Origin of the sequence: Labrys miyagiensis, assembly GCF_030160835.1 — a bacterium.
GTDB classification, from domain to species: domain Bacteria; phylum Pseudomonadota; class Alphaproteobacteria; order Rhizobiales; family Labraceae; genus Labrys; species Labrys miyagiensis.
In genome coordinates this window covers 331,694-352,131 of sequence record NZ_BSPC01000005.1, presented here as the reverse complement: position 1 = coordinate 352,131, position 20,438 = coordinate 331,694, and the positions used below count along the sequence as shown (strand labels likewise).

The following is a 20,438-nucleotide window of genomic DNA, read 5'->3' as shown; positions in this document are numbered from 1 at the left end:
CTGCTCTTGGAAACGTTGCGCTCGCGGGGAAGGAAGAGCAGGCTGGAAGCCTCCGATCCCAGGGATGTCGCGCCACTCATCGCCTCCTCGGCGCCCCGCACACCAGCACATGCCTGTGCCAGTGGCAGAAATAATCCTCGCCCCAGTCATAATGCGGATCGACATTGACGGAGCGTTCGACGCCCTCGGGCAGGCCTCGGTCCGGCACGCTGTCGTCCCGCAGGGCGACGAACACGCTCTCCGGTTTTGGCCAGCCACGGCTCGGCCCCTCCTTGATGACATTGCCGCGGGCGAGCTCCCGCTCCAGGATCGGCCGCAACTCCTCGCACAGCGTCACGTCTTCGGCTTGGCCCACCACAGATCCATTGCCCCCAGTTCATAGATCGCGCCGGGGTCTCCGTGCTCGAACTCGTCCCAGTAAGCGAGCCAGCGCTCGGTACGGTACCACATCGGCACCCAGTAGAAGCCCGCGCGCAGCACGCGGTCGAAGCAGCGGCAGGCGGCGACCAGCTCCTCGCGGCTGCCCGCATTGCCCATGCGGTCCATCAGCGCATCGAGCACGGGATCGGCGACGCCGCTGCGGTTGAGCGTGCCCTTCCGGTTGGCGTTGGCGCTGGCGTAATAGCCGCGCATGTCGTCGGCCGGCGTGGAATTATAGGAAACGCGCTGGGTGATCACGTCGAAGTCGAAATTATCGGTGCGGATCTGCATCTGGGAGGGATCGACCACGCGGAAAGTCGCCTGGATGCCGAGCCTCTGCAGGTTCTGGATGAAGGGCGCGGTGTGCTTGTAGAGCCCGTCATCGTCTTCCAGGAACTCGATGGTGAAGGGCTCGCCCTTGGCGTTCTTGAGAATGCGGTTGTCGATGGTCCAGCCGGCTTCCGCCAGCATCCGGCCCGCTGCGCGGAGAAGATTGCGATCGAACCCCGAACCGTCGGACACCGGCGGCACGATCGCCTCGCCGAACACCGCATCGGGCACCTTGCCGCGATAGGGTTCGAGCATGGCCAGTTCCTCGGGCGAGGGCTTACCCGTGGCCTTGAAGGAGGAGTTCTCGAAGATCGATGTCGCGCGCTGGTAGAGCGAGTACATCACATGCTTGTTGGTCCACTCAAAGTCGAAGGCCATGCCGATGGCCTGACGCACCCGGGGGTCGGCAAGCTGCGGGCGACGCGTGTTGAAGAGCCAGCCCTGCCCACCGGAAGCGGTGTGGTCGGGCACAGTCTCGCGCTTGATACGCCCGTCGCGCACCGGTGGGATGTCATAGCCCGTAGCCCAGTTGAGCGAGGTATATTCCTCCCGGAACAGGAAGTTCTTGGTGGAGAAGGCGATGAAGGAGGCCGCCCTGTCCTGGTAATAGACATAGGTCTGGTTGTCGAAATTATTGCTGCCGACCTGGCTCGGCAGCTTCTCGCCCCACCAATCCTTCACCCGCTCGAAGCTGATGCTCTGGCCAGCCTGGATCCTGCCGATCTTGTAGGGCCCGCTGCCGAGGATGGGCTCCAGCGTCGTCTTGGTGAAATCCTTGCCCGTCCACCAGGCCTTGGCGAAGATCGGCAGGCCGGCGACGGTGAGCGGCGTGGTGCGCCCGCGCTCCGGCGTCAGGGTGACGCGCACGAGATCCGGCGCCTCGGCCACCGCCTCCTTCATGAAGCGCAGGGGCTCGGTGATATAGGGGTGGCCGTCCTCCTTCAGCCGCGTGAAGGACCAGGCGCAATCCTCCGCCGTGAGCGGCGAGCCGTCATGGAAGGTGAGGCCGGGCCTGAGGCGGAAGCGATAGGTCAGCCGGTCGGCCGAGACCTGCACCGTCTGAGCGGCATAGGCATACATCGCATCCATCTCGTCCCAGGCGCGCGAGAAGAGCGTGGCGAAGCACATATCGATGCCGGCCGCCCCCGCCCCCTTAAGGATGTAGATGTTGAGATTGTCGAAGGTGAACAGGTTCTGATTGTAGATGGTCTGCACCACCTGCTGGGAGAAGGTGCCGCCTTTGGGCGCATCGGGACGGACATAGAAGAAGGCCTTGAAGTCGGGCCCATATTTGAGGTCGCCGAACAGCGAGAGGCCATGGCTCTCGACCTCCTCCCCCCGCACGCCGGCCGGCAGCAGGGCGGCCGCGGCGCCGAGGAAGCCCGCCTTGAGGACGGTGCGGCGGGTTGGATGGCTAAAGGCCTCGGCCTGCGGCATCCCCCTCACTTCGGCGCCCCCGTCTTGGCGGCGAGAGCCTGATCGTACCACCACACGGTCGGGAAGCCGCCGGTCGGGCTTTGCGTCGGCAGCACGTCGGGATGGCCGAAGCGGTTCCAGCGCAGCGTGTGCCAGACGCCCGAATACCACATCGGCACCACATAATCGCCCGAGAGCAGCACCCGGTTGAGCGCCTTGGTGGCGGCCACGAGTTCGGCCCGATCCTTGGCATAGACGATGCGGTCAATCAGGGCATCGACGGCGGGATCCTTGATGCCGATGGAGTTGCGCGACGTCGGCTGGTCCGCCGCGGCCGAGCTCCAGAAGTCGCGCTGCTCGTTGCCGGGCGATTGCGACTGGCCAGCGCCGAATACGATCATGTCGAAGTCGCGGTTGTTGACGCGCAAGGTGTATTGCGAGTCGTCCACCACGCGCACATTGGCATCGATGCCCAGGCGCTTGAGGCTCTGCGCATAGGGCAAGGCGACCTTGGTGAAGGTGTCGCTGTCCAGGAGGATTTCGACGGTCATGGCCTCACCCGTCTTCACATTGGTGAGCTTGCGATCCTTGATCTCCCAGCCGGCGTCCTTGAGGAGGCCAAGAGCCGTGCGCAGATTGGTGCGCCTGGTTTCGTCGGTACCGTTGACAGGATTGGTGTAGGGCGTGGTGAACACCTCCGGCCGCACCTTGTCCTTGATCGAGTTCAGGATCACCAGCTCCTCGCCCTGCGGCACGCCGGCGCCAGAGAACTCGTCGAGGCCGGCGAAATAAGAGTCGATGCGCTTGTATTGACCAAAGAAAGCCGAGCGGTTCAGCTCCTCGAAATCGAAGGCCAAGTTGAAGGCCTGGCGAACCCGGATGTCCTGGAACTTCGGCCGCCTGATGTTGAAGCCGAAGGCCTGCATGCGCCCGCTGGTATTGCTGGGGAAATCCTGCTTGACGATGCGCCCGTCCTTCACAGCCGGAATGTCGTACTGCGTCATCCAGTTGGCGATGACGTTCTCCAGCCGGAAGTCATAGGAATCGCTCTTGAAGAACTCCGGCAGCTGCTGGACATTGGTGTAGTAGACGTAGCGGATTTCGTCGAAATTATACTGACCCTTGGCGGTCGGCAGGTCGGCGCCCCACCAATCCCTGACGCGCTCATAGGTGGCGGAGCGGCCGGCCTCGAAGATCTTGAGCTTGTAGGGGCCGGACCCCAGCGGCGGCTCCAGACTGGTATCGGCGATATTGCGCGGCTTGCCGTCTGGCCCCTTGGCGAGCCACCAATGCTTGGGCAGGATGAAAAGCTGGCCGACGATCTGCGGCAGCTCGCGATTGCCCTTGATGGAGAAGGTGAAGGTCACCTGGTCCGGCGCCGTCACCTCGGCCTTGGCCACGTCGTGGTAATAGGCGGCCGTCTGGACATTGTTGGCCTTCTGCACATCGAAGGACCAGACAACATCCTCGGGCGTGATGGGTTGGCCGTCGTTCCAGCGCGCCTTCGGGTTGATGCGGAAGGTCACCGAGGAGAGGTCATCGGCATAGCGCACGGCATCGGCGATCTCGCCATATTCGGTGGATGGCTCGTTCTGCGAATCCGTCATCAGGGTCTGGTAGACATTGAGGATGCCGCTTTCGATCACGCCCTTCACCTGGGCGCCCGAGATCGACATCAGCGCGATGTTGAAATTGTCGAAGTTTCCCGCCACCGCTAGCCGTACCGTACCACCCTTCGGCGCGTCCGGATTGACATAGTCGTAATGGTCGAAGGGCGTGGTGTGCTTGGGCTCGCCCAGCAGCGAGAGGCCGATGCGCCAGGGCGGGGTGCCGGCGGTACTGTCCTGCGCGGCGGCCGGAGCCAGGGCGGCGAGGCTCCCCAGGACGAGAGCGGCGGACAAGGCGGCGAGACGGACAAGACGCATGGAGATCCCGATGGTTTCGGCTGCCCGCGGCACGGGCGGCGATTCCGGTTCAGGATAGGTGGCATTGCGGCGGAATTGCAGGCAGTTTTTTGAACAATCGGAGAGTATTCTTGCCGTCCGGGCAGGGTGTTGCCCGTACCGCTGATTCGGAGAGCCCGCCATGCTGGGAAGCAAGATCGCCGTCGCCACGCTTCCGGTGCGCCATCTGCCCACCGCCCGGCTCTTCTACGAGGAAAAGGTGGGGCTGGAGATCGCCTTCATGCACGAGCCCAACGCCATCGCGTACAAGGCCGGCAATTCCATCGTGCTGGTCTATGAATCCACCTATGGCGGCACCAACAACGCCACCGCCGTGACCTGGGTGGTCGATGACGACATGGCGGTCCTGGTGGCCGAGTTGAAGCAACGCGGCGTCGCCTTCCAGCATTACGACTTGCCCGGCATCACCCGGGAGGGCGACATCCACCATGCCGGCGCGTTGCAGCAGGCCTGGTTCAAGGATCCCGACGGCAACATCCACGGCCTCGCCAGCGGCTGAAACGCGCAATCCCCGATTGACGCCGGACTCTCTCTCGCTATAGTGCGCGCCGCGTTGCCCCTATGGCGGAACTGGTAGACGCGTCCGACTCAAAATCGGATTCCGCAAGGAGTGCTGGTTCGATTCCGGCTAGGGGCACCACCTCCACTTTCGGCGGTGTTCGCGAAAGTTCAAAATCATCCAAAAATCAAAGACTTAAGCACAAAAGCCGTTCGGCATGGTTCGTCCTCGTACGTCTGCAGCCGTGATGCGTGGTGGTACGGACGGTGGTATCGGAACCGGACACTGTTAAGATGTGGTGGTACGCGATACCACCATCCGGGTCTCCCATGCCGCTGGCAGACATCGAATGCCGAACCGCCAAGCCGACAGAATCGACGCGCAAGCTGTCAGACGGCCAGGGTTTGCAGCTCTGGATCATGCCGAATGGCTCGAAACTCTGGCGGCAGGACTACCGTTACGCGGGTAAGCGCAAGCTTCTGGCGATCGGCCCCTATCCAGCGATCACGCTGGTGGCGGCCCGCAAGGCCCAGACCCGCCGCGACACCAAAATGGCCGGACACCTGCGGCAGCGGCTTATCAGAAAGACGGGCTACTACCCTACCGCGTCGTTGGCAACCACAGCCATCTTACTGATCGAGAGCGGCGAACCCCGGCCTGATACTCGCTACGCCGGCGGCGCCACGCCTGGATTGCCAGTGCCTCTAATCATGAATGTCGCTATGTGAATTGGTCGGTCTGTGTCCGTACGTCTCACTAGGGCCCTGTCAGAGCAAATGGCACCCGATGACATTCAATAATGCCCATTAGCGATAAAGGGCGCTATCCTCCCCAAACACACTCTGCGCCGCTGTACGTCAAAGACCGGACGCTTACCAATGATCGCGGCGCTGAGCCGTAGAGACAGATCTATAGCCAGCACCACCATGAGCCCGAGCATGATCACCGACACGAGAATGCCAAGCTCGACAAACGGCAGGGCGATGTACTCCCACCCGAGGCCCTCGCCAACCAGGCGAGGCATCGGCCTGCCTCTGCCGCTCAGATCGTCCTCGCAAGTGCCACCGCCGTGTCCCTCGCCGCGCGAAGGGTGAGTACGATGTCCTCGGCCGTATGCGCCGTCGAAACGAAGAGGTTCTCATAGGCGCCGGGATGAAACAGCACGCCCCGTTCCAGCATGCCCTCCCACCATAGGCGAAACAGGCCCTGGTCGGCATGGCGTTCGGCATCACGGTAGTTCTCGATGGGTCGCTCCGCGAACCACACCTGCATCAGCGGGCCGATACCCACGACATTTACCGGCAGGCCCGCTGCCCGAAGCTCGGCTTCCAGGCCCTCGCGCAGGATGTCGGAAATCCTGTCGAGACGATCATAAGTACCCGGCCTGGCGAGTTCGTCGAGTGCCGCGTTGGCAGCCGCCACGGCGATGCCATTGGCCGTATAGGTGCCGGCCATGGAGACGGTTCCGTCAGCCACCAGCTTCATGATATCAGCGTGTCCGCCGAGGGCCGCCACGGGAAAGCCGCCACCGAGCCCCTTGGCAAATACCGTCAGGTCCGGGCGAATGCCGAAGCGTTCCTGCGCTCCGCCGAGGCCGAGGCGGAATCCGGTGATCACCTCGTCGAAGATCAGCACGATTCCGCGCTCTTGCGTCAATGTCCGCATGGTTTCGAGAAAACCGGGCTTGGGCAGGATGCATCCCGTGTTGCACATCACCGGCTCGGTCAGCACAGCGGCGATCTCATCCCCTTCCCGTCCGATGACATCGGCAAGGATGTCGGCATCGTTCCAGGGCAGAATGATGAGGTTTTCCTCCACGCCCTCGGGCATGCCCGGCCCCTGTGCCACCGGATTCGGCCGATCGTCCGGCCCCGCCTTGGCGAGCGCGGGATGCTTGCTCCAATACACGCCGTCAGAGAAGCCATGATACATGCCCTCGAAGCGGATGACCTTGCGCCTTCTGGTGAAGGCACGGGCGAGGCGCGTCGCGTAAAGCACGGCCTCGGTGCCGGTGTTGCAGAGCCGGACCTGATCGACGCTCGGCACGGCCGCGATGATCTTTTCGGCCAGCACCGCCTCTTCGGCGGTCGGCAAGGCGAAGATGGTGCCGCGTCGCTCGATGAAATCCACGACCGCCCGTGTCACGCCCGAGGGACGGTGCCCGAGGATCATCGGACCAAGGCCAAGGAGATAGTCGACATACTGGTTGCCGTCGACATCCTGCAGACGAGAGCCGTTCCCATTGTCCACAAAGAGCGGATAGGGCATCCAGCCCGACCATTGCGCCCGGGCGGTGCTGTTGACGCCGCCAGGAATGACCTGGCGCGCCGCGTCGAACAGAGCTGCACTGTTGGTGGTGCGGGTAAGCGGCTTATGGATGAAATTCACGGGACATGTCTCGGTTGTGCAACGGGAAGGGCCGGGCGCTTTCCCCGCGCCCGATGGGGATCAGTGCTCGGCGATGTCGGCGTCGAGGAAGCCGAGCGGATGGGGCGGCCGGATCACGCGGGTGCCCGCCCTCCCCTGCTCATCGGCAATGGTGCGATGGAGTTCGGGCATCTTGGTCCAATGCACCTTGGGCCGATAGTGATGCTCGGCATGATAGCCGTTGTTCATCCAGGTCCAGTTGTAGAGTCTGTCATAGGTGCTGACGCCCCAGGCGAGCGGCTTGTCGGGGTCGCCACCGAAATGCTCGTAATAGCCATTGAGCGAAGAGAGGCATTGGCCGAGATAGTTGAAGGGCAGCATGCAGGCGACGAACCGCCAGTCGATCACGGCCAGGGCAAGGTAGAAGCCGATCATGACGGCGAGTTCCATCTTGGCCTGGCGCGCCTCGCCCGGGCGGCGCGCCGCCATCGCCCGCAGGATCTCGGCGGGGTCGTCGCGAAAATAGCTCAGGAAGGTGTAGCGCCAGACATTCTCCGGCTTGCCGTCATGGCCATGCTTGTAGATCGAGAGGTAGTCGAGCGTGCGCCCCTTCTCATCAGGTCGGTCCATGTTGCCGCTGTGATGGCGCATATGGACGAAGTGATACATCGCCTGGGAGAAGCCGAGGGTCAGCGACAGGATCAGACTGAAACCCGCATTCAGCCTCTCGTTTCTGAAATAGGGATTATGGATGAAATTGTGGGAGACGCTGTTGATGTTCCAGGAAATCGACAGCGAATAGATCAGCGCCAAGGGGATGAAGCTCCACCAGGACAGCCAAGGGAAGGCAAGAAACACAGCCAGCACACCTGCCAAATGCGCAAGCCCGAGCATTACCGGCATCCAGTCCCAGGAGGAATATTGCAGAAGACGGGCCTGCATTGCAGAGCTTCTCCGGGTTCGACGCGCCAACCGTCCCGAAGGGGAACCGCGTGGCATTTCCTGCAGCCCGAAGCGCAAGCGGCATGCCAACTTGGCATGAGCCCGATATCTCAATGACTTAGCGGCATTTTGCCCTCGTCCACGGGAGAAAAAGTCGCGGCCTTCCCGACATTTCCCGATGGAAGCTACAAAATTTGATGCTCGCAATTTGGAGGGATGCCGCGCTGACCGCCCGTAGAGCCTGAGCAGACCTGCATTGGCAAACCGACGCCTCACCTGCCTAGGTCCTTGTTTCGACGCGGGTTCTCACCGGAAAGCCGCAGTACATTCTTCTGCAACCTACCCAGGATTCCGGAGGCTTCGAGCCTGGGGAGGCGTGGCACGCATCTTGCGAAAGCCTGCCCGAACCTGTGCGCCGAGGGCGTATCCTGAGTTTCCGGACAGCACGATGACCTACCGCATCCTTTGCGACTTCGATGGAACCGTCACACATGGCGATGTGACGGATATGCTCCTGGAAGCATTCGCCGAGCCGGGCTGGCGGGACATCGAGGCGCAATGGCAGGCAGGCGTGATTGGCTCCGCGGCCTGCATGGAGCGCCAGGTCGCCCTGCTGCGTTGCGACCGCCAAGCGTTGAACGCGATGCTCGATACTGTCCAGATCGATGTTGGCTTCCTCGGCTTCGCCGCGCGCTGCCGGCAGCTGGAAATTCCCCTGGCTATTGTCAGCGATGGTCTCGACTACGCGATCCGGCGCATCCTCAGCCGGGATGGAATTGGCGACCTGCCGGTGATCGCCAACCGGTTGATCTTCCTGGACGACGAACGCTACGCCATGCTGAGCCCGCATGCCGTGGCCGGCTGCCGGTCCGCAGCCGGCACCTGCAAATGCCGGGCAGCAGACCCTGTGGAGAAAGAGGAGCAGATCGTCCTCATCGGTGACGGGCGATCGGATTTCTGTGTCGCCGAGGCAGCCGACATCGTGTTCGCCAAGGATGAGCTCCTGGCCTATTGCCGGCTTCAGGGCATCGAGCATGTGCCATTCGAGCACTTCGCCCAGCTCACGGATTTCCTCTCCATGGGTCTGGACTGCGAGATCGCGACCGCCACCGCGGCATGCGAGCCCTCGGTGGTAGCGCCGTGATGCGGATCCGTGTCCTCGACCTTGATGGCAGCCTATGCGACCAGCCGCCGATCGCCCGGCGGCTGGCGGCCGGGAACGTTGAATTGCATGACCTACGCCCGCAAGGCCCTGCGTTGCGCCTGTGGTCGCTCGGTCATCACTTCGCCGCCTTCGATCGCTTCTGGTGCAGCCTGCCCCGCGACCCACAGCCGGTGCTGACGCTGGTCGGTTCAGGCGACTTCCATCACCTCACCGCCAGCTTCATCGCCGCGGCGGACGGGCCTCTCACCGTCCTGCATTTCGACAATCACCCCGACTGGTGCTGGACCATGCCGCGCCGCCATTGTGGCTCCTGGACCCATGCGGTGCTGGCCATGAACCATGTGGTGCGCCTCATCACCATCGGCCCCTGCAGCGAGGATCTTGTCCGCCCCGACCGCAAAGGCGCGGATATGGATGCCCTGTCGACCGGACGGCTCGAACTCTATCCCTGGTGGCATGCACCCTCCACCGTCGAGCGATCGGGGATTGCCGACGGGCCCGGCCATCGCGTCGCGGATGGCGCGCTGCACTGGCGGAATCTCGCCGGCGATGATTGGAGAGAATTTCTGGATGAATTGGTCCAGAACATCACGACCGAGAAGGTCTGGATCACCATCGACAAGGACGTGCTGTCCCCTGCCTATGCCGTGACCAACTGGGATCAGGGCGGGCTGCCGCTCGACAATCTGGTTGAAGCGGTCCTGCGGATCGCCGCCCGCTTCAGGATCGTCGGCGCCGACATCTGCGGCGAATATGCACCCATCCGCCACCGCAATCCGTTGAAATACCTGGAAGCTCGGCTCGACCAGCCGCGCGCGCCCGATCTGCCCGATCTTGCCGTCAATGCCCGGACCAACGAGCGGTTGATCGCCGCCTTCGAGGAGGCCTTATGACTGTGATGGCTATCCTCGTGCTCGCCGGCACCATCTGCTGCGACGTCATCGGCCAGCTTTGTTTCAAGGTTGGTCTCGACGATCCCTCGATTTCGGCCCAGGCCCTGCCAATCTGGCTGAGAGTCGCCGGCTCTCCGCTGATCTGGCTCGGGGTGGCGACGTACGCTGTCGAAATCGCAGCCTGGCTGTTCGTTCTGTCGCGGCTGCCGCTGAGCGTTGCCTTCCCGCTGGCAGGCCTGTCCTATTGCGGCATCGCGCTCGCCAGCCGCTTCATTCTCCATGAATCCATTTCGCGCCGGCGCTGGATCGGGACAATCCTGATTGCGCTGGGCGCCGCCGTCGTGGGAAGCTCCCTGTGAAATTTCGCAATTCAACCAAACCGGACCTTCACCTCGCCGGAATGCAGCCGGATCACGGCTTCCATTATCCGGGCGGCCCCACGGCCGTGCTGATGATCCATGGACTGACGGGCACGCCGGCCGAGTTGAAGTTCGTCTCGAAGGGATTGGCCCGAGCCGGCTTCTCCGTTTACGGCGTGCAGCTGGCGGGGCATTGCGGCAGCGAGGCCGATCTTCTCGCCACGAACTGGCAGGATTGGCTGGACAGTGCGCTCGCCGCCTTTGACCGCATCCGTGAGCGGCATGAAACCGTCTTCGTCGGCGGCCTCTCGATGGGAGCCCTCCTGGCCTTACTGGTCGCCGCACATCGGCCACAACGGGTCAATGGATGCGTCCTTTATTCCCCCACGCTGTTCTATGACGGCTGGAGCATTCCCCGCATCAGCGTCATGATCCATCTGGCGATCCTGCTCGGCTTTGGCCGCTTCCTGCGCTTCCGCGAGAACTACCCCTATGGCGTCAAGGACGACCGTCTGCGAGCGCGCATCCTGGCCGCCATGGAATCGGGCAGGAGCGAGGAAGCCGGCCTTCTCCACATGCCCGGGCGAAGCCTTGGCCAATTGCTCCGCCTGATCCGCGACCTCAAGCGCCGTCTGGCCGGCATCAGGACCCCTGCCCTGGTGCTCCACGCCCGCGAGGACGACGTCACCAGTGTCAGGAATGCCTCCTACATCGCCGCGAATATCGGCGGGCCGATCGAGAAGATCCTGCTCGAGGACAGTTATCATCTGATCACGCTCGACCGCGAACGCGAGCTGGTCACCGACCACACCGTCGCGTTCCTGCACCGGATGGAGCGTGCGAGGCCATCGGCCCTACCCGCCTTTCCTCAATCCGAACGGGTGGCGTCATGACACTCCAAGCCACCGTCGAGACCTCGATCACCGCCTTTTCCGCCGCCGACTGGGATCGTTGCTTTCCCGGAGACCCCGAGAACTGGGCGTTCTACCGGGCCTGCGAGTTGGCAGGGCCTCCCGGTTTCGACTGGTACTATGCCGCGATCCTGGCGGATGGCCGCCCCATCGCCGTAGCGCCCGCCTTTGGCACCGAATATCGCCTGGATACCACCGTGCAAGGGCCCATGAAGCGGATCACGAGCTGGCTTCACAACAGGCTGCCCTCCCTCTTGTCCCTGCGCCTGCTCGCCCTGGGTTCCCCGGTTGCGGAGATCTGCCATCTCGGCTTTGCACCGGAAATCAATGCTGCGCTCAAGCCGGATCTGCTCGCGCGCATGGTCGAAGCCCTGCAGCAATTCGGCGCGAGGAGCCGCTACAGCCTTCTGGGCATCAAGGATGCACCTTCGCTCGACGACGCGCTCTGGGCCGACCCAATGCAGCGCGGCGGTTTCACCCGCCTGCCCGGCCTGCCGACCGCCGTGCTCGACCTGCCCTATCGCAGCTTCGACGACTACCTCGCCAGCCTAAGCCGCGCCACGCGCAAGGACATGCGGCGAAAGATGAAGGATTTCAGAGAGATTCGTGTCGAGCGGCGGCGGGCGATCGACGATGTGGTGGAAGAGGTCGCCGCCCTCTATCAGGAAACCGTCGCACATAGCGAGCTGCAGTTCGAATATCTGCCGCCCGGCTATTTTCCACAATTGTTGCGTTCCCTTGCCCCGCAGGCCAGCATCTTTCTCTACTGGGCCGAAGACCAGCTTGTTGCCTTCAATTTCGTGATCGAGACCGAAGGCCGCCTGATCGACAAATATATCGGCATGCACTACCCGGCCGTGCCGCGTTACAGCCTCTATTTCAACAGCTGGCTCCACAATGTCCGCTACTGCATCGAGCGGGGCATACCGCGCTATCAGAGTGGCCAGGCCTTCTACGGCCCGAAACTGCGCCTGGGTTGCCGCCTCCTGCCCAATTGGCAGTATTTCCGCCATAGGAATGTCGCGATCAATGCCATGCTCCAACTGGTGGCGCGGATGGTTCGGCTCGATCGTTTCGACCCCGCGATCGCGGAACTGGTGAGAGGGACGCCATGACCGACGGCGTGGCGACGGGACGCCCGGGGACCCAGGCCATGGTCATCGCCTGGGTGCTGCTGCTCGGATTCGAGACCCTGGCGCAGGTCGGCTTGAAGGCGGGCGGCCAAATTCTCGCGAACACGCCATTCGGCCCATCGTGGTTTCTGGAGGCCTTGCACACCCCCTGGGTCTGGGCCGGCATTGCCGGCTATGTCGGCGGCTTCGCTGCATGGATGGTGATCCTCGACCGCACTCCCCTGAGCTTCGGCTTTCCGCTGACCGCCGTGGTGATGCTCTCCGTCGCGGTCGCATCCTATTACCTCTTCCACGAAGCACTTTCGCTCTGGCGGCTCAGCGGAATCGGCCTCATCATTGTGGGGCTTGTGATCATGGGAGGGGACGATCCGTGACCCTTCTTGCACGCCTCGGAGGATTTTGGGCGCGTTCGATCCGCTGGAAACTGGTCGCAGTCTTCGTGCTGATCAGCGTCGTGCCGATGCTGGTCGCCAGCCATCTTGCGACGCAGCTCGTGGCGACGGCGTTCGAGAACAATGTCCGCGCCTGGCTGTTCCAGACCTCGCGCTTCTTCGTGGCCAACATCCTGGACGAGCGGCGAGAAACGGCCGGCGTCGCCAAAGCCATGGTCGAAACCGGCAGTCTCAACGGCCTCCTCGCCGGACAGACACGTGAGCTCCCCGCACCCGTTTCACATGTGATCGATGCACTCGGCTATGACCTGTTCATGATCACCGACGAGAATGACAAGGTCGTTTTCTCCTCGCGGGGAGGAAGCAACATCACCCGGGTGCCGTTCGACCAGGGTCAGACCCTCTATCTCTATGACAATGCCGGACAATCCGTGCTGATGGCGGCGGGCAACACCGAAACGACGTTCGACGGCCATCGCTTCCGCATCCTGATCGGCAACTTCGTCGACCAGAGCTTCGTCAACAATATGGGCGTGCTGTCGTCGCTGACGATTCAACTCTTCTACAAGGTCGACGGCAAATTCAAGGAACTCTACACCTCGCAGCCCGGCATCGCCGCCCCCCTGCCCGATGTAGCCCTGGCTCGCCTGGAAGAGGGCAACACCAACGGCTATGTCAAGGCGCGGCCGGATGGCGACAATCCCTCCGTCGCCATCCTGGCCCCGATCCAGGATGGCGGCCATCTCATTGGCGTCGTTTATTGCGGCCTCAGCCCGCAATCCGGCCTTGCCGACTGGATCACCCGCGGCAATCTGTTCATCGGCATCTTTGCCTGCGGCATGCTGCTTTCGGTCGTCGCCGGCCTCATCATGTCGCGCCTGCTGACACAGCCGGTGATCCGCCTGTCTCGGGGCGTCAATGCGATCGCCAAGGGCGACTTCACCCAGCGCGTCCCGGTACGCGGCCAGGACGAGCTCGGCCACCTCGCCATGGCCTTCAACTCAATGGCGTACCAGCTCGAGGGGCTGCGCAAGATGGAGGCGAAGCTGCGCCGGCGCGAACGCCTGATCACGCTGGGCGAGGTCGCCGCCGGCCTGGCACATGAGGTGCGCAACCCGCTCGGCATCATCAAGACCTCGGCGGAGCTGTTGCAGAACAGCCCCAATCTCACCGACGTGCAACTGCGCCGCCTCGGTTATGTGGTTGACGAGGTCCGCCGTATCGACCACCTCATCCGCGACTTCCTCGCTTTCGCCAAACCGCCGCAACGTATGGTCGACCTGCCGCCGGCCGCCCTGGTCGAGCGCGTGCTCGGCAGTTGCCAGAGCGAGATCGAGCGCCAGAATGTCGCCGTGCGCGTCGAGGACAGGACAAAGGGAATTCTGGTGCATGTCGATCGCGACCAGATGATCCAGACCTGCCTCAATCTCGTGCTCAACGCCCTGCAGGCGATGGAGACGGTGCCGGAACCGGCTGGCGGCCCGCCGCCGGCTCAGTCGCGCCCTCAGCTCGACATCCTGATCGCCAGCTCGGGAGACGATGTGCATTTCGTATTTGCCGACAATGGTCCAGGCATAGCGCCCCATCTGATCGACCGCATCTTCGATCCCTTCGTCACCACCAAGGACAGCGGCACGGGCCTCGGCCTCGCCAGGGTCTTCGCGGTGGCCGAAGGTCATGGTGGCTGGATCGAGGCTCGCAACAATCCGCTTGGCGGCGCCATTTTCGAGTTCGTCATACCCCGATCGCAGCGGAGGGCGGGCAATGTCCCAGACGATCCTGATCGTTGACGACGAAATCCGGCTGCTCGACGTGCTCTCCGGCGTGCTCGAGGCCCTCGGCTATACCGCCTTATCCGCCAGCAGCGGCCCGGCCGCGCTCGAGCTTCTCGACGGCGAGCAGATCGATCTCGTGCTCACCGATCTGCGCATGCCCGGCATGAACGGCCAGGAATTGCTGGCTGAGATCCGCCGGCGCCACCCCACCATGCCTGTGGTGATCATGACCGCCTTCAGCACGGTGCGTGATGCCGTCCAGGCGATCAAGGACGGCGCCTTCGACTATATCGCCAAGCCGATCGAACAGGAGGAACTGGCGACTACGCTCGCCAATGCTCTGCGGCTGCATGAAGCCCTGCGCGACAATGAACGCCTGCGCCAGGAGCTGGCGGGCCGCTACAAGTTCGACACGCTGGTGGGCAATTCCCCTTCCTTCCAGAAGGTGATCCGGGCGATCAGCGAAGTATGCGAGCAGCGCACCACCGTGCTGGTCACCGGCGAGAGCGGCACAGGCAAGGAGGTGGTGGCGCGCGCCATCCACTTCAACAGCCCCCGCCATCGCAAGCCCTTCATCGCGGTCAATTGCGCGGCGATCCCCGAGACTCTCCTGGAAAGCGAGTTCTTCGGCCATGTGAAGGGCAGCTTCACCGGCGCCGTCGCCAATCGCGTGGGACGCTTCGCCCAGGCCGAGGGCGGCACGCTCTTCCTCGACGAGGTCGGCGACATGCCGCTGCAGCTGCAGGTCAAGATACTGCGCGTGTTGCAGGAGCGGCAATATGAGCCCGTCGGCGGCACAGGCACCCGCACCGCGGATGTCCGCATCATCGCTGCGACCAACCGCGATCTGATGGACATGGTGGCTGAGGGCAAGTTCCGCGAGGATCTCTACTACCGCCTCGCCGTCTTCCCGATCCGGTTGCCGGCCTTGCGCGAGCGCGGCGAGGACATACCGCTGTTCCTCAGGCTCTTCGCGGACCAGCTCGGTCCCTCGCTCAGCAGGCGCGACGTGCAGTTCAGCCCGGATGCGGTGCGCGTGCTCTCGGGCTATCGCTGGCCCGGCAATATCCGCGAATTGCAGAACTGCGTCGAACGTTCGCTGATCTCGGCGCGCAGTCCGATCATCACCGCCGCCGACCTGCCGCCTTACATCGTCGAGCAGCCGGCGGTGGCGAACGGCAGCACCTTCCCTTTGCAGCTCGACGACCTGGCGGCCGATTTCGAACGGCGGCTGATCATCGATGCGCTCAGGCAGGCCGAGGGCGTGCAGGTGCGGGCGGCGGAACTGCTCGGCATCAACGAACGCAGCCTTTGGCACCGTCTCAAGAAATACGACATCACCGTCTCGAAGGCGGTTGCGCCGCGCCCCTGAGGCGCGGACGGGAGGCTTCCATGACCCCGATCCTCGATCACATCTTGCGCCGGGCCATCGGCCGCATCGTCCATAAGGGCTCGCTCACCCTCATCGCGCCCTCGGGCCAGCGGATGAGCTTCGGCGACGGCACGGGCGAACCTGTCACTGTGCGCCTGACGGACAAGCGCGCCGTGCTCGCATTGCTGACCGATCCGGACATGCGGCTCGGCGAGCTCTATATGGACGGGCGCTTCGTGGTCGAGCAGGGCTCGATCTACGACTTTGTGTATCTGATGCTGCGCGAAGCTCAGAACCGCTCGCATCCCCTGCCCGCCCGCCTGATTGACCGCGCGCGTGCCTCGCTGCGCCGCTTCCGCCTGCGCAACCTCCCGGCCCGCTCGAAACGCAATGTCGCCCATCATTACGATCTCGACGGGCGGCTCTACAGCCTGTTCCTCGATGCCGACCGGCAATATTCCTGCGCCTATTTCCAGCGTGAAGGACAGAGCCTGGAGGAAGCGCAGGCCGCCAAGAAACGCCACATCATCGCCAAGCTCCGGATCGAACCACCCCACAGGGTGCTCGACATCGGCTCCGGCTGGGGCGGCCTCGCCTGCTCGATCGCCGAGGCTGGTGCGGCCGAGGTGCGCGGCGTGACGCTCTCGGAAGAGCAGCTCGCCTATGCGCGCGCCCGGCCCAAGGGCAAGGCCGAGGGGCACGTTCACTTCGATCTCACCGACTACCGTGCCGTCGAGGGCCGCTTCGACCGCATCGTCTCTGTCGGCATGTTCGAGCATGTCGGCGTCGGTTCCTACGGCGCCTTCTTCCGGACCTGCCACCGACTGCTGGCCGATAACGGTGTCATGCTCCTGCACACCATCGGCTGCTCGGCCGAACCCGGCTTCACCACGCCCTGGCTCGACAAATACATCTTCCCTGGTGGCTACATCCCCTCGCTTTCCGAAATCCTGCCCGAGATCGAGCAGGCCGGCCTCTTCGTCACCGATGTCGAGGTGCTGCGCCTGCACTACGCCCTGACCTTGCGGTCCTGGCGCGAGCGCTTCCTGGCGCGGTGGGACGATGCCAGGGACCTGTATGACGAGCGCTTCTGCCGGATGTGGGAGTATTACCTGGCGGCCGCCGAGGTCGCCTTCCGCTGCGAGGATCTCGTCGTCTTCCAGATCCAGCTCGCCCGGCGCAACGACACGCTGCCGCTGACCCGCGACTATATCGGTCGCGCGGAGCAGGCCCCGGCTGCTGCCCGCACAGAGCCTGACATGCCTGCGCTGAAACATGCCTCCTGACTCTCCCGGATTTCGAGCTTCAAGAAAACGGAAATGAACCGACGCCTTTCACCCCCATAACGAACGGTGGCTCCATGGCCCATATCGTGCTGATCAATCCCCGCTTCGAAGCCTCCTATTGGGGGCTGGAACATGCCCTCCCTCTCTTCGACGCCAAGGCCAACCTGCCCGTCGCCTGCCTGCCCCTGCTGGCAGCCCTCACGCCTGCCGAACACCACGTTACGCTGATCGACGAGAATGTCGAGGAGATCGACTACGACCTGTGCGCCCGAGCCGATATCGTCGGCGTCACCGGCATGATCGTGCAGCGCTTCCGCACGAAGGAGATTCTCACCGAGCTGAAACAGCGCGGCTGCTTCGTAGCGGTCGGCGGCCCCTGGATCACCGTGCAGGAAGACTATTTCGGCGATCTCGTCGATGTCGCCTTCATCGGCGAGGCCGAAGAGACCTGGCCGCGCTTCCTGGCCGATTGGGCGGAAGGACGACACGCCAGCCGCTATGAGCAGACCGACAAGACGGATATGACTACGGTGCCGATCCCACGCTTCGATCTCCTGAAGATGGACGATTACGCCGTCGGCAGCATCCAGTTCTCGCGGGGCTGTCCCTTCACCTGCGAATTCTGTGACATCATCGTGGTATTCGGCCGCAAGCCGCGCATCAAGACGAGCAGCCAGATCCTGGCGGAGATGGAGGCCCTGCTCGCGACCGGGATGGATACCGCCTTCATCGTCGACGACAACCTGATCGGCAACAAGAAGGCGATCAAGGAAGTGCTGCGCGATGTTATCGCCTGGCAGGCACGGCACAACTATCCGATGACCTTCGTCACCGAGGCTTCGATCGACCTCGCCGATGACAGGGAACTCATGCAGATGATGGTGGACGCCAATATCCGTGTCGTCTTCATCGGCATCGAGACGCCGAATGAAGCGGCGCTGCGCGAGACCAAGAAGCTGCAGAATGTGCGCAAGGGCATGAGCATGCTGGAAAAGGTGCATACGATCCAGCGCGCCGGCATCGAGGTCTGGTGCGGCATGATCCTGGGCTTCGACAGCGACGATGCCACCATCTTCGATGCCCAGCGCGCCTTTATCAAGGAAGCGCGCATCGTCAACGCCATGGTGGGCATGCTCGCCGCCATCCCCAAGACGCCGCTCCATGCCCGCCTAGCCAAGGAGGGCCGGCTCGATCCCTCGGACAGGCAGCCCTATGGCACCAATGTCATCCCGCTCCAGCTCAGCCGGGAGGAACTGCGCGACGGCTATCTCGCCGTCATGGGGGACCTGCATGAGCCCAAGGCTTTCTTTGATCGGCTCGATGCTCTCTATCTCGACGAACGGATTGAGCCCGAACGCACGCGCCTACTCCATCTGCGCCAGCATCCCCTGCAACTCGCCAGGCTCAATGCAATGTGGGTGTTCGAGGCCTTCGGCATCTTCATGCGCCTGATGCGCCGGGTGCCGGAGCCGGAGCTGCGCCGCGTCTACCGCCAACGCCTGTGGGCCATGCTCAAACGCCGCCGCTCGCCCGTGGTGATGCAGATCTATGCCATCAAATGCGCGATGCATTACCACGCCTATACGATGATCCGGCAGATGCGCTCCGGCCAAATCGTCAATTCGTTCTGATTCCGTCAGCTTAGAACTTCACGCCGAAGGAATAGCTGAGATCCAGCCCGACCGTGCTCTGGTTGGACGAGCCGATGCGCGAGACGATCGGGCTATCGGCCGCGTCCCCGACGAGACGATCGTATTTGTAATAGAGCGTGGCCTTCCAGGCAGGGTTGAAGCGATAGGCGGCGGACGCCAACGCGCCGACGGACTTGATGCCGCTGGTGGCGCGATAAGGCGTAACCAGATCGTTCTGTGCGGCCTCGCCATTGGAAACGCTGAAGGAATTGCGCATATAGGTGCCATTGGCCAGCGACAGCCGGGGGCCGAGCGAAAAGGTGAAGGCCTGGTAGGGCTGGACCCAGTCGGCCGAAAGGTCCGCCACCATCCCCTGCTGTCCGTGCAGGGCCTGGCGGATCTCGACATGCGCGCGCAGCCGGTCCTCGATAAACCAATATTCCCCGAAAACACCGGCATCGATGGTGAAGGGCAGCGAATGGAGACCGGCGAGGGAGCGGTCGTCCGAGCGGGACCGGCCGGCCCGAAAATCCGCAGCGGGTCCGAAGGAGAAACCATTGCTGTCGAACACGCTGTAGGTGAAGGCGTCATCGGGTGCGCTGAAGCCTTCCGGCTCGCCGGCGCGGCGAATGTCGAGATCGGACGGCAGCACCGAGAAATTCGTCTTCGAGGCCCCCTCATAGCTTGGGCCATACTGCGCGCCGGCTCCGAGCGTCACGATCCAGTCAGGCGCCGCCGCCGGCTGCGAGGAGAAATTCAGCACCGAATAGGGCGAGGCTTCCTGCCCAGATGCCGAGGCGTTCGCCAGCAGAAGCGACGAGACCAGGGCAGCTCCAAAGGCCAGCATTATGGGACGCTTGTACATGAACCAGATACCCGGATACCGATTTGCATTAGGCGTGCTGTTGCGGGGTGAAGCAAGTATCGAGTTTGTTCAGGGTGAAGACCCCGTTCGGGTGTAACGGCAAGTCCACACACCGTTGTTACCGCCTGATCCAGCCGAGCTTGATCAACGGCGCGAAGAGCGGGCGATAGACTGCCTCCCCGAATGACAGCAGCGGGCCTCCCAGCCATCGCATTACGACCTCGGCGATACCCACCGCGATCAACGAGGTGACCACGGCCCCCACAATGTCGAGCGGCATGTGCACGCCGAGATATAGGCGGGCCCAGCTCACGGCTAGCGCGACGACCGATAGCATGGATGCGGCGATCCAGCGCCTCCCGGCCCCATAGGAAGCAACGGCCGCGAACAGCACCGTGGCATGGTCGCTCGGAAAGGAGGTGTCCGTGGCGCTGGCGAGGAAAGTGTGGCCGAGGGGAATGGCGAACGGTCTCGGCAGGAAGAGGAACAGGCCGATCAACTGGTTGAGCCCCAGCGCGAGCAAGATGGTCGCGAGTGCGAGCAGTGCGGTCTCCCGCTGCCCTCTTTCCCCTCGCAGCCAATCCCGGCAGAGCAGCAGCGGCACGATGAGAATGGCGAAGACCGCGATCAGGCTGGCTGCCTCGATTGCCGCCGGCAGCGAAGAAGCGTCGGCATTCACCGCCAGGAACAGCGTGCGGTTCAGGGCTTCGAGTTCCAT

Annotated in this window: 20 protein-coding genes and 1 tRNA gene; 13 read left to right on the top strand and 8 right to left on the bottom strand. The window is 63.4% G+C overall.

Annotation, left to right across the window (positions count from 1 at the left end; translation table 11 throughout):
• Positions 1 to 76 precede the first annotated feature (76 nt).
• From QQL24_RS02385 to QQL24_RS02375, 3 genes are read right to left on the bottom strand one after another with little or no spacing between them, the layout of a single operon-like run.
• Positions 77 to 355, bottom strand: coding sequence for a hypothetical protein (locus QQL24_RS02385; protein WP_284310275.1), 279 nt, complete (start codon positions 353 to 355; stop codon positions 77 to 79).
• Positions 334 to 2,187 carry an extracellular solute-binding protein gene (locus QQL24_RS02380; RefSeq protein WP_284310274.1) on the bottom strand — a complete coding sequence of 618 codons (1,854 nt, stop codon included), beginning with the start codon at positions 2,185 to 2,187 and terminating at the stop codon, positions 334 to 336. The genes QQL24_RS02385 and QQL24_RS02380 overlap by 22 nt, the downstream gene beginning before the upstream one ends.
• Positions 2,188 to 2,192: 5 nt before the next feature.
• Positions 2,193 to 4,091, bottom strand: coding sequence for an extracellular solute-binding protein (locus tag QQL24_RS02375; protein WP_284310273.1), 1,899 nt, complete (start codon positions 4,089 to 4,091; stop codon positions 2,193 to 2,195).
• A gap of 160 nt (positions 4,092 to 4,251) precedes the next feature.
• Between QQL24_RS02375 and QQL24_RS02370 the strand changes: the two genes are divergently transcribed.
• The 3 genes from QQL24_RS02370 (at position 4,252) to QQL24_RS02360 (ending at position 5,357) form a co-directional block, all read left to right on the top strand.
• The gene (locus QQL24_RS02370) at positions 4,252 to 4,629 is read left to right on the top strand and encodes a VOC family protein (protein WP_284310272.1); all 378 of its coding nucleotides are present in this window, start codon (positions 4,252 to 4,254) and stop codon (positions 4,627 to 4,629) included.
• Positions 4,630 to 4,685: 56 nt separating this feature from the next.
• Positions 4,686 to 4,770, top strand: a tRNA-Leu gene (locus tag QQL24_RS02365).
• A 188-nt stretch (positions 4,771 to 4,958) separates the two neighbouring features.
• Positions 4,959 to 5,357 carry an Arm DNA-binding domain-containing protein gene (locus QQL24_RS02360; RefSeq protein ID WP_284310271.1) on the top strand — a complete coding sequence of 133 codons (399 nt, stop codon included), beginning with the start codon at positions 4,959 to 4,961 and terminating at the stop codon, positions 5,355 to 5,357.
• A 65-nt stretch (positions 5,358 to 5,422) separates the two neighbouring features.
• On the opposite strand, the gene QQL24_RS02355 is transcribed toward QQL24_RS02360, so the two are convergent.
• From QQL24_RS02355 to QQL24_RS02345, 3 genes are read right to left on the bottom strand one after another with little or no spacing between them, the layout of a single operon-like run.
• Positions 5,423 to 5,653, bottom strand: a complete 231-nt coding sequence (locus tag QQL24_RS02355; protein WP_284310270.1) for a HupE/UreJ family protein — start codon at positions 5,651 to 5,653, stop codon at positions 5,423 to 5,425.
• Between the two features lie 17 nt (positions 5,654 to 5,670).
• Positions 5,671 to 7,017, bottom strand: coding sequence for an aspartate aminotransferase family protein (locus QQL24_RS02350; RefSeq protein WP_284310269.1), 1,347 nt, complete (start codon positions 7,015 to 7,017; stop codon positions 5,671 to 5,673).
• A gap of 60 nt (positions 7,018 to 7,077) precedes the next feature.
• Entirely contained in the window at positions 7,078 to 7,938 is an 861-nt protein-coding gene (locus QQL24_RS02345) for a fatty acid desaturase family protein (protein WP_284310268.1), read from the bottom strand.
• A 448-nt stretch (positions 7,939 to 8,386) separates the two neighbouring features.
• Here QQL24_RS02345 and QQL24_RS02340 point away from each other — a divergent pair, with 448 nt between their 5' ends.
• The 10 genes from QQL24_RS02340 to QQL24_RS02295 all read left to right on the top strand — a co-directional run bounded on the left by QQL24_RS02340 (position 8,387) and on the right by QQL24_RS02295 (position 18,855).
• Entirely contained in the window at positions 8,387 to 9,082 is a 696-nt protein-coding gene (locus tag QQL24_RS02340) for an MtnX-like HAD-IB family phosphatase (RefSeq protein ID WP_284310267.1), read from the top strand.
• Positions 9,082 to 9,996, top strand: a complete 915-nt coding sequence (locus QQL24_RS02335) for an arginase family protein (protein WP_284310266.1) — start codon at positions 9,082 to 9,084, stop codon at positions 9,994 to 9,996. The genes QQL24_RS02340 and QQL24_RS02335 overlap by 1 nt, the downstream gene beginning before the upstream one ends.
• A complete protein-coding gene (locus QQL24_RS02330; RefSeq protein ID WP_284310265.1) occupies positions 9,993 to 10,355 on the top strand; it encodes a DMT family transporter in 363 nt (120 codons plus the stop codon). Before QQL24_RS02335 ends, QQL24_RS02330 begins: the two co-directional genes overlap by 4 nt.
• Positions 10,352 to 11,248 carry an alpha/beta hydrolase gene (locus tag QQL24_RS02325; RefSeq protein WP_284310264.1) on the top strand — a complete coding sequence of 299 codons (897 nt, stop codon included), beginning with the start codon at positions 10,352 to 10,354 and terminating at the stop codon, positions 11,246 to 11,248. The genes QQL24_RS02330 and QQL24_RS02325 overlap by 4 nt, the downstream gene beginning before the upstream one ends.
• Entirely contained in the window at positions 11,245 to 12,381 is a 1,137-nt protein-coding gene (locus QQL24_RS02320; RefSeq protein ID WP_284310263.1) for a GNAT family N-acetyltransferase, read from the top strand. Before QQL24_RS02325 ends, QQL24_RS02320 begins: the two co-directional genes overlap by 4 nt.
• A complete protein-coding gene (locus QQL24_RS02315; RefSeq protein WP_284310262.1) occupies positions 12,378 to 12,773 on the top strand; it encodes a DMT family transporter in 396 nt (131 codons plus the stop codon). The genes QQL24_RS02320 and QQL24_RS02315 overlap by 4 nt, the downstream gene beginning before the upstream one ends.
• A complete protein-coding gene (locus QQL24_RS02310; RefSeq protein WP_284310261.1) occupies positions 12,770 to 14,581 on the top strand; it encodes a sensor histidine kinase in 1,812 nt (603 codons plus the stop codon). The genes QQL24_RS02315 and QQL24_RS02310 overlap by 4 nt, the downstream gene beginning before the upstream one ends.
• Complete coding sequence (locus QQL24_RS02305) at positions 14,556 to 15,938, top strand: sigma-54-dependent transcriptional regulator (protein WP_284310260.1); 1,383 nt, start codon at positions 14,556 to 14,558, stop codon at positions 15,936 to 15,938. Before QQL24_RS02310 ends, QQL24_RS02305 begins: the two co-directional genes overlap by 26 nt.
• A 20-nt stretch (positions 15,939 to 15,958) precedes the next feature.
• Entirely contained in the window at positions 15,959 to 17,224 is a 1,266-nt protein-coding gene (locus tag QQL24_RS02300) for an SAM-dependent methyltransferase (protein WP_284310259.1), read from the top strand.
• Between the two features lie 74 nt (positions 17,225 to 17,298).
• A complete protein-coding gene (locus tag QQL24_RS02295) occupies positions 17,299 to 18,855 on the top strand; it encodes a B12-binding domain-containing radical SAM protein (RefSeq protein ID WP_284310258.1) in 1,557 nt (518 codons plus the stop codon).
• A gap of 10 nt (positions 18,856 to 18,865) precedes the next feature.
• Here QQL24_RS02295 and QQL24_RS02290 read toward each other — a convergent pair whose 3' ends face one another.
• Both QQL24_RS02290 and QQL24_RS02285 read right to left on the bottom strand, forming a co-directional pair.
• Complete coding sequence (locus QQL24_RS02290) at positions 18,866 to 19,720, bottom strand: MipA/OmpV family protein (RefSeq protein ID WP_284310257.1); 855 nt, start codon at positions 19,718 to 19,720, stop codon at positions 18,866 to 18,868.
• Between the two features lie 118 nt (positions 19,721 to 19,838).
• A complete protein-coding gene (locus QQL24_RS02285) occupies positions 19,839 to 20,438 on the bottom strand; it encodes a phosphatase PAP2 family protein (RefSeq protein WP_284310256.1) in 600 nt (199 codons plus the stop codon).

Bases quoted from the DNA above. Each gene is read 5' to 3' on its own strand.
- QQL24_RS02375 (WP_284310273.1), bottom strand. From the start codon at position 4,091: ATGCGTCTTGTCCGTCTCGCCGCCTTGTCCGCCGCTCTCGTCCTGGGG.
- QQL24_RS02360 (WP_284310271.1), top strand. From the start codon at position 4,959: ATGCCGCTGGCAGACATCGAATGCCGAACCGCCAAGCCGACAGAATCG.
- QQL24_RS02355 (WP_284310270.1), bottom strand. From the start codon at position 5,653: ATGCCTCGCCTGGTTGGCGAGGGCCTCGGGTGGGAGTACATCGCCCTG.
- QQL24_RS02320 (WP_284310263.1), top strand. From the start codon at position 11,245: ATGACACTCCAAGCCACCGTCGAGACCTCGATCACCGCCTTTTCCGCC.
- QQL24_RS02300 (WP_284310259.1), top strand. From the start codon at position 15,959: ATGACCCCGATCCTCGATCACATCTTGCGCCGGGCCATCGGCCGCATC.
- QQL24_RS02315 (WP_284310262.1), top strand. From the start codon at position 12,378: ATGACCGACGGCGTGGCGACGGGACGCCCGGGGACCCAGGCCATGGTC.
- QQL24_RS02330 (WP_284310265.1), top strand. From the start codon at position 9,993: ATGACTGTGATGGCTATCCTCGTGCTCGCCGGCACCATCTGCTGCGAC.
- QQL24_RS02305 (WP_284310260.1), top strand. From the start codon at position 14,556: ATGTCCCAGACGATCCTGATCGTTGACGACGAAATCCGGCTGCTCGAC.
- QQL24_RS02340 (WP_284310267.1), top strand. From the start codon at position 8,387: ATGACCTACCGCATCCTTTGCGACTTCGATGGAACCGTCACACATGGC.
- QQL24_RS02345 (WP_284310268.1), bottom strand. From the start codon at position 7,938: ATGCAGGCCCGTCTTCTGCAATATTCCTCCTGGGACTGGATGCCGGTA.
- QQL24_RS02285 (WP_284310256.1), bottom strand. From the start codon at position 20,438: ATGGAACTCGAAGCCCTGAACCGCACGCTGTTCCTGGCGGTGAATGCC.
- QQL24_RS02335 (WP_284310266.1), top strand. From the start codon at position 9,082: ATGCGGATCCGTGTCCTCGACCTTGATGGCAGCCTATGCGACCAGCCG.
- QQL24_RS02295 (WP_284310258.1), top strand. From the start codon at position 17,299: ATGGCCCATATCGTGCTGATCAATCCCCGCTTCGAAGCCTCCTATTGG.
- QQL24_RS02370 (WP_284310272.1), top strand. From the start codon at position 4,252: ATGCTGGGAAGCAAGATCGCCGTCGCCACGCTTCCGGTGCGCCATCTG.
- QQL24_RS02290 (WP_284310257.1), bottom strand. From the start codon at position 19,720: ATGTACAAGCGTCCCATAATGCTGGCCTTTGGAGCTGCCCTGGTCTCG.
- QQL24_RS02380 (WP_284310274.1), bottom strand. From the start codon at position 2,187: ATGCCGCAGGCCGAGGCCTTTAGCCATCCAACCCGCCGCACCGTCCTC.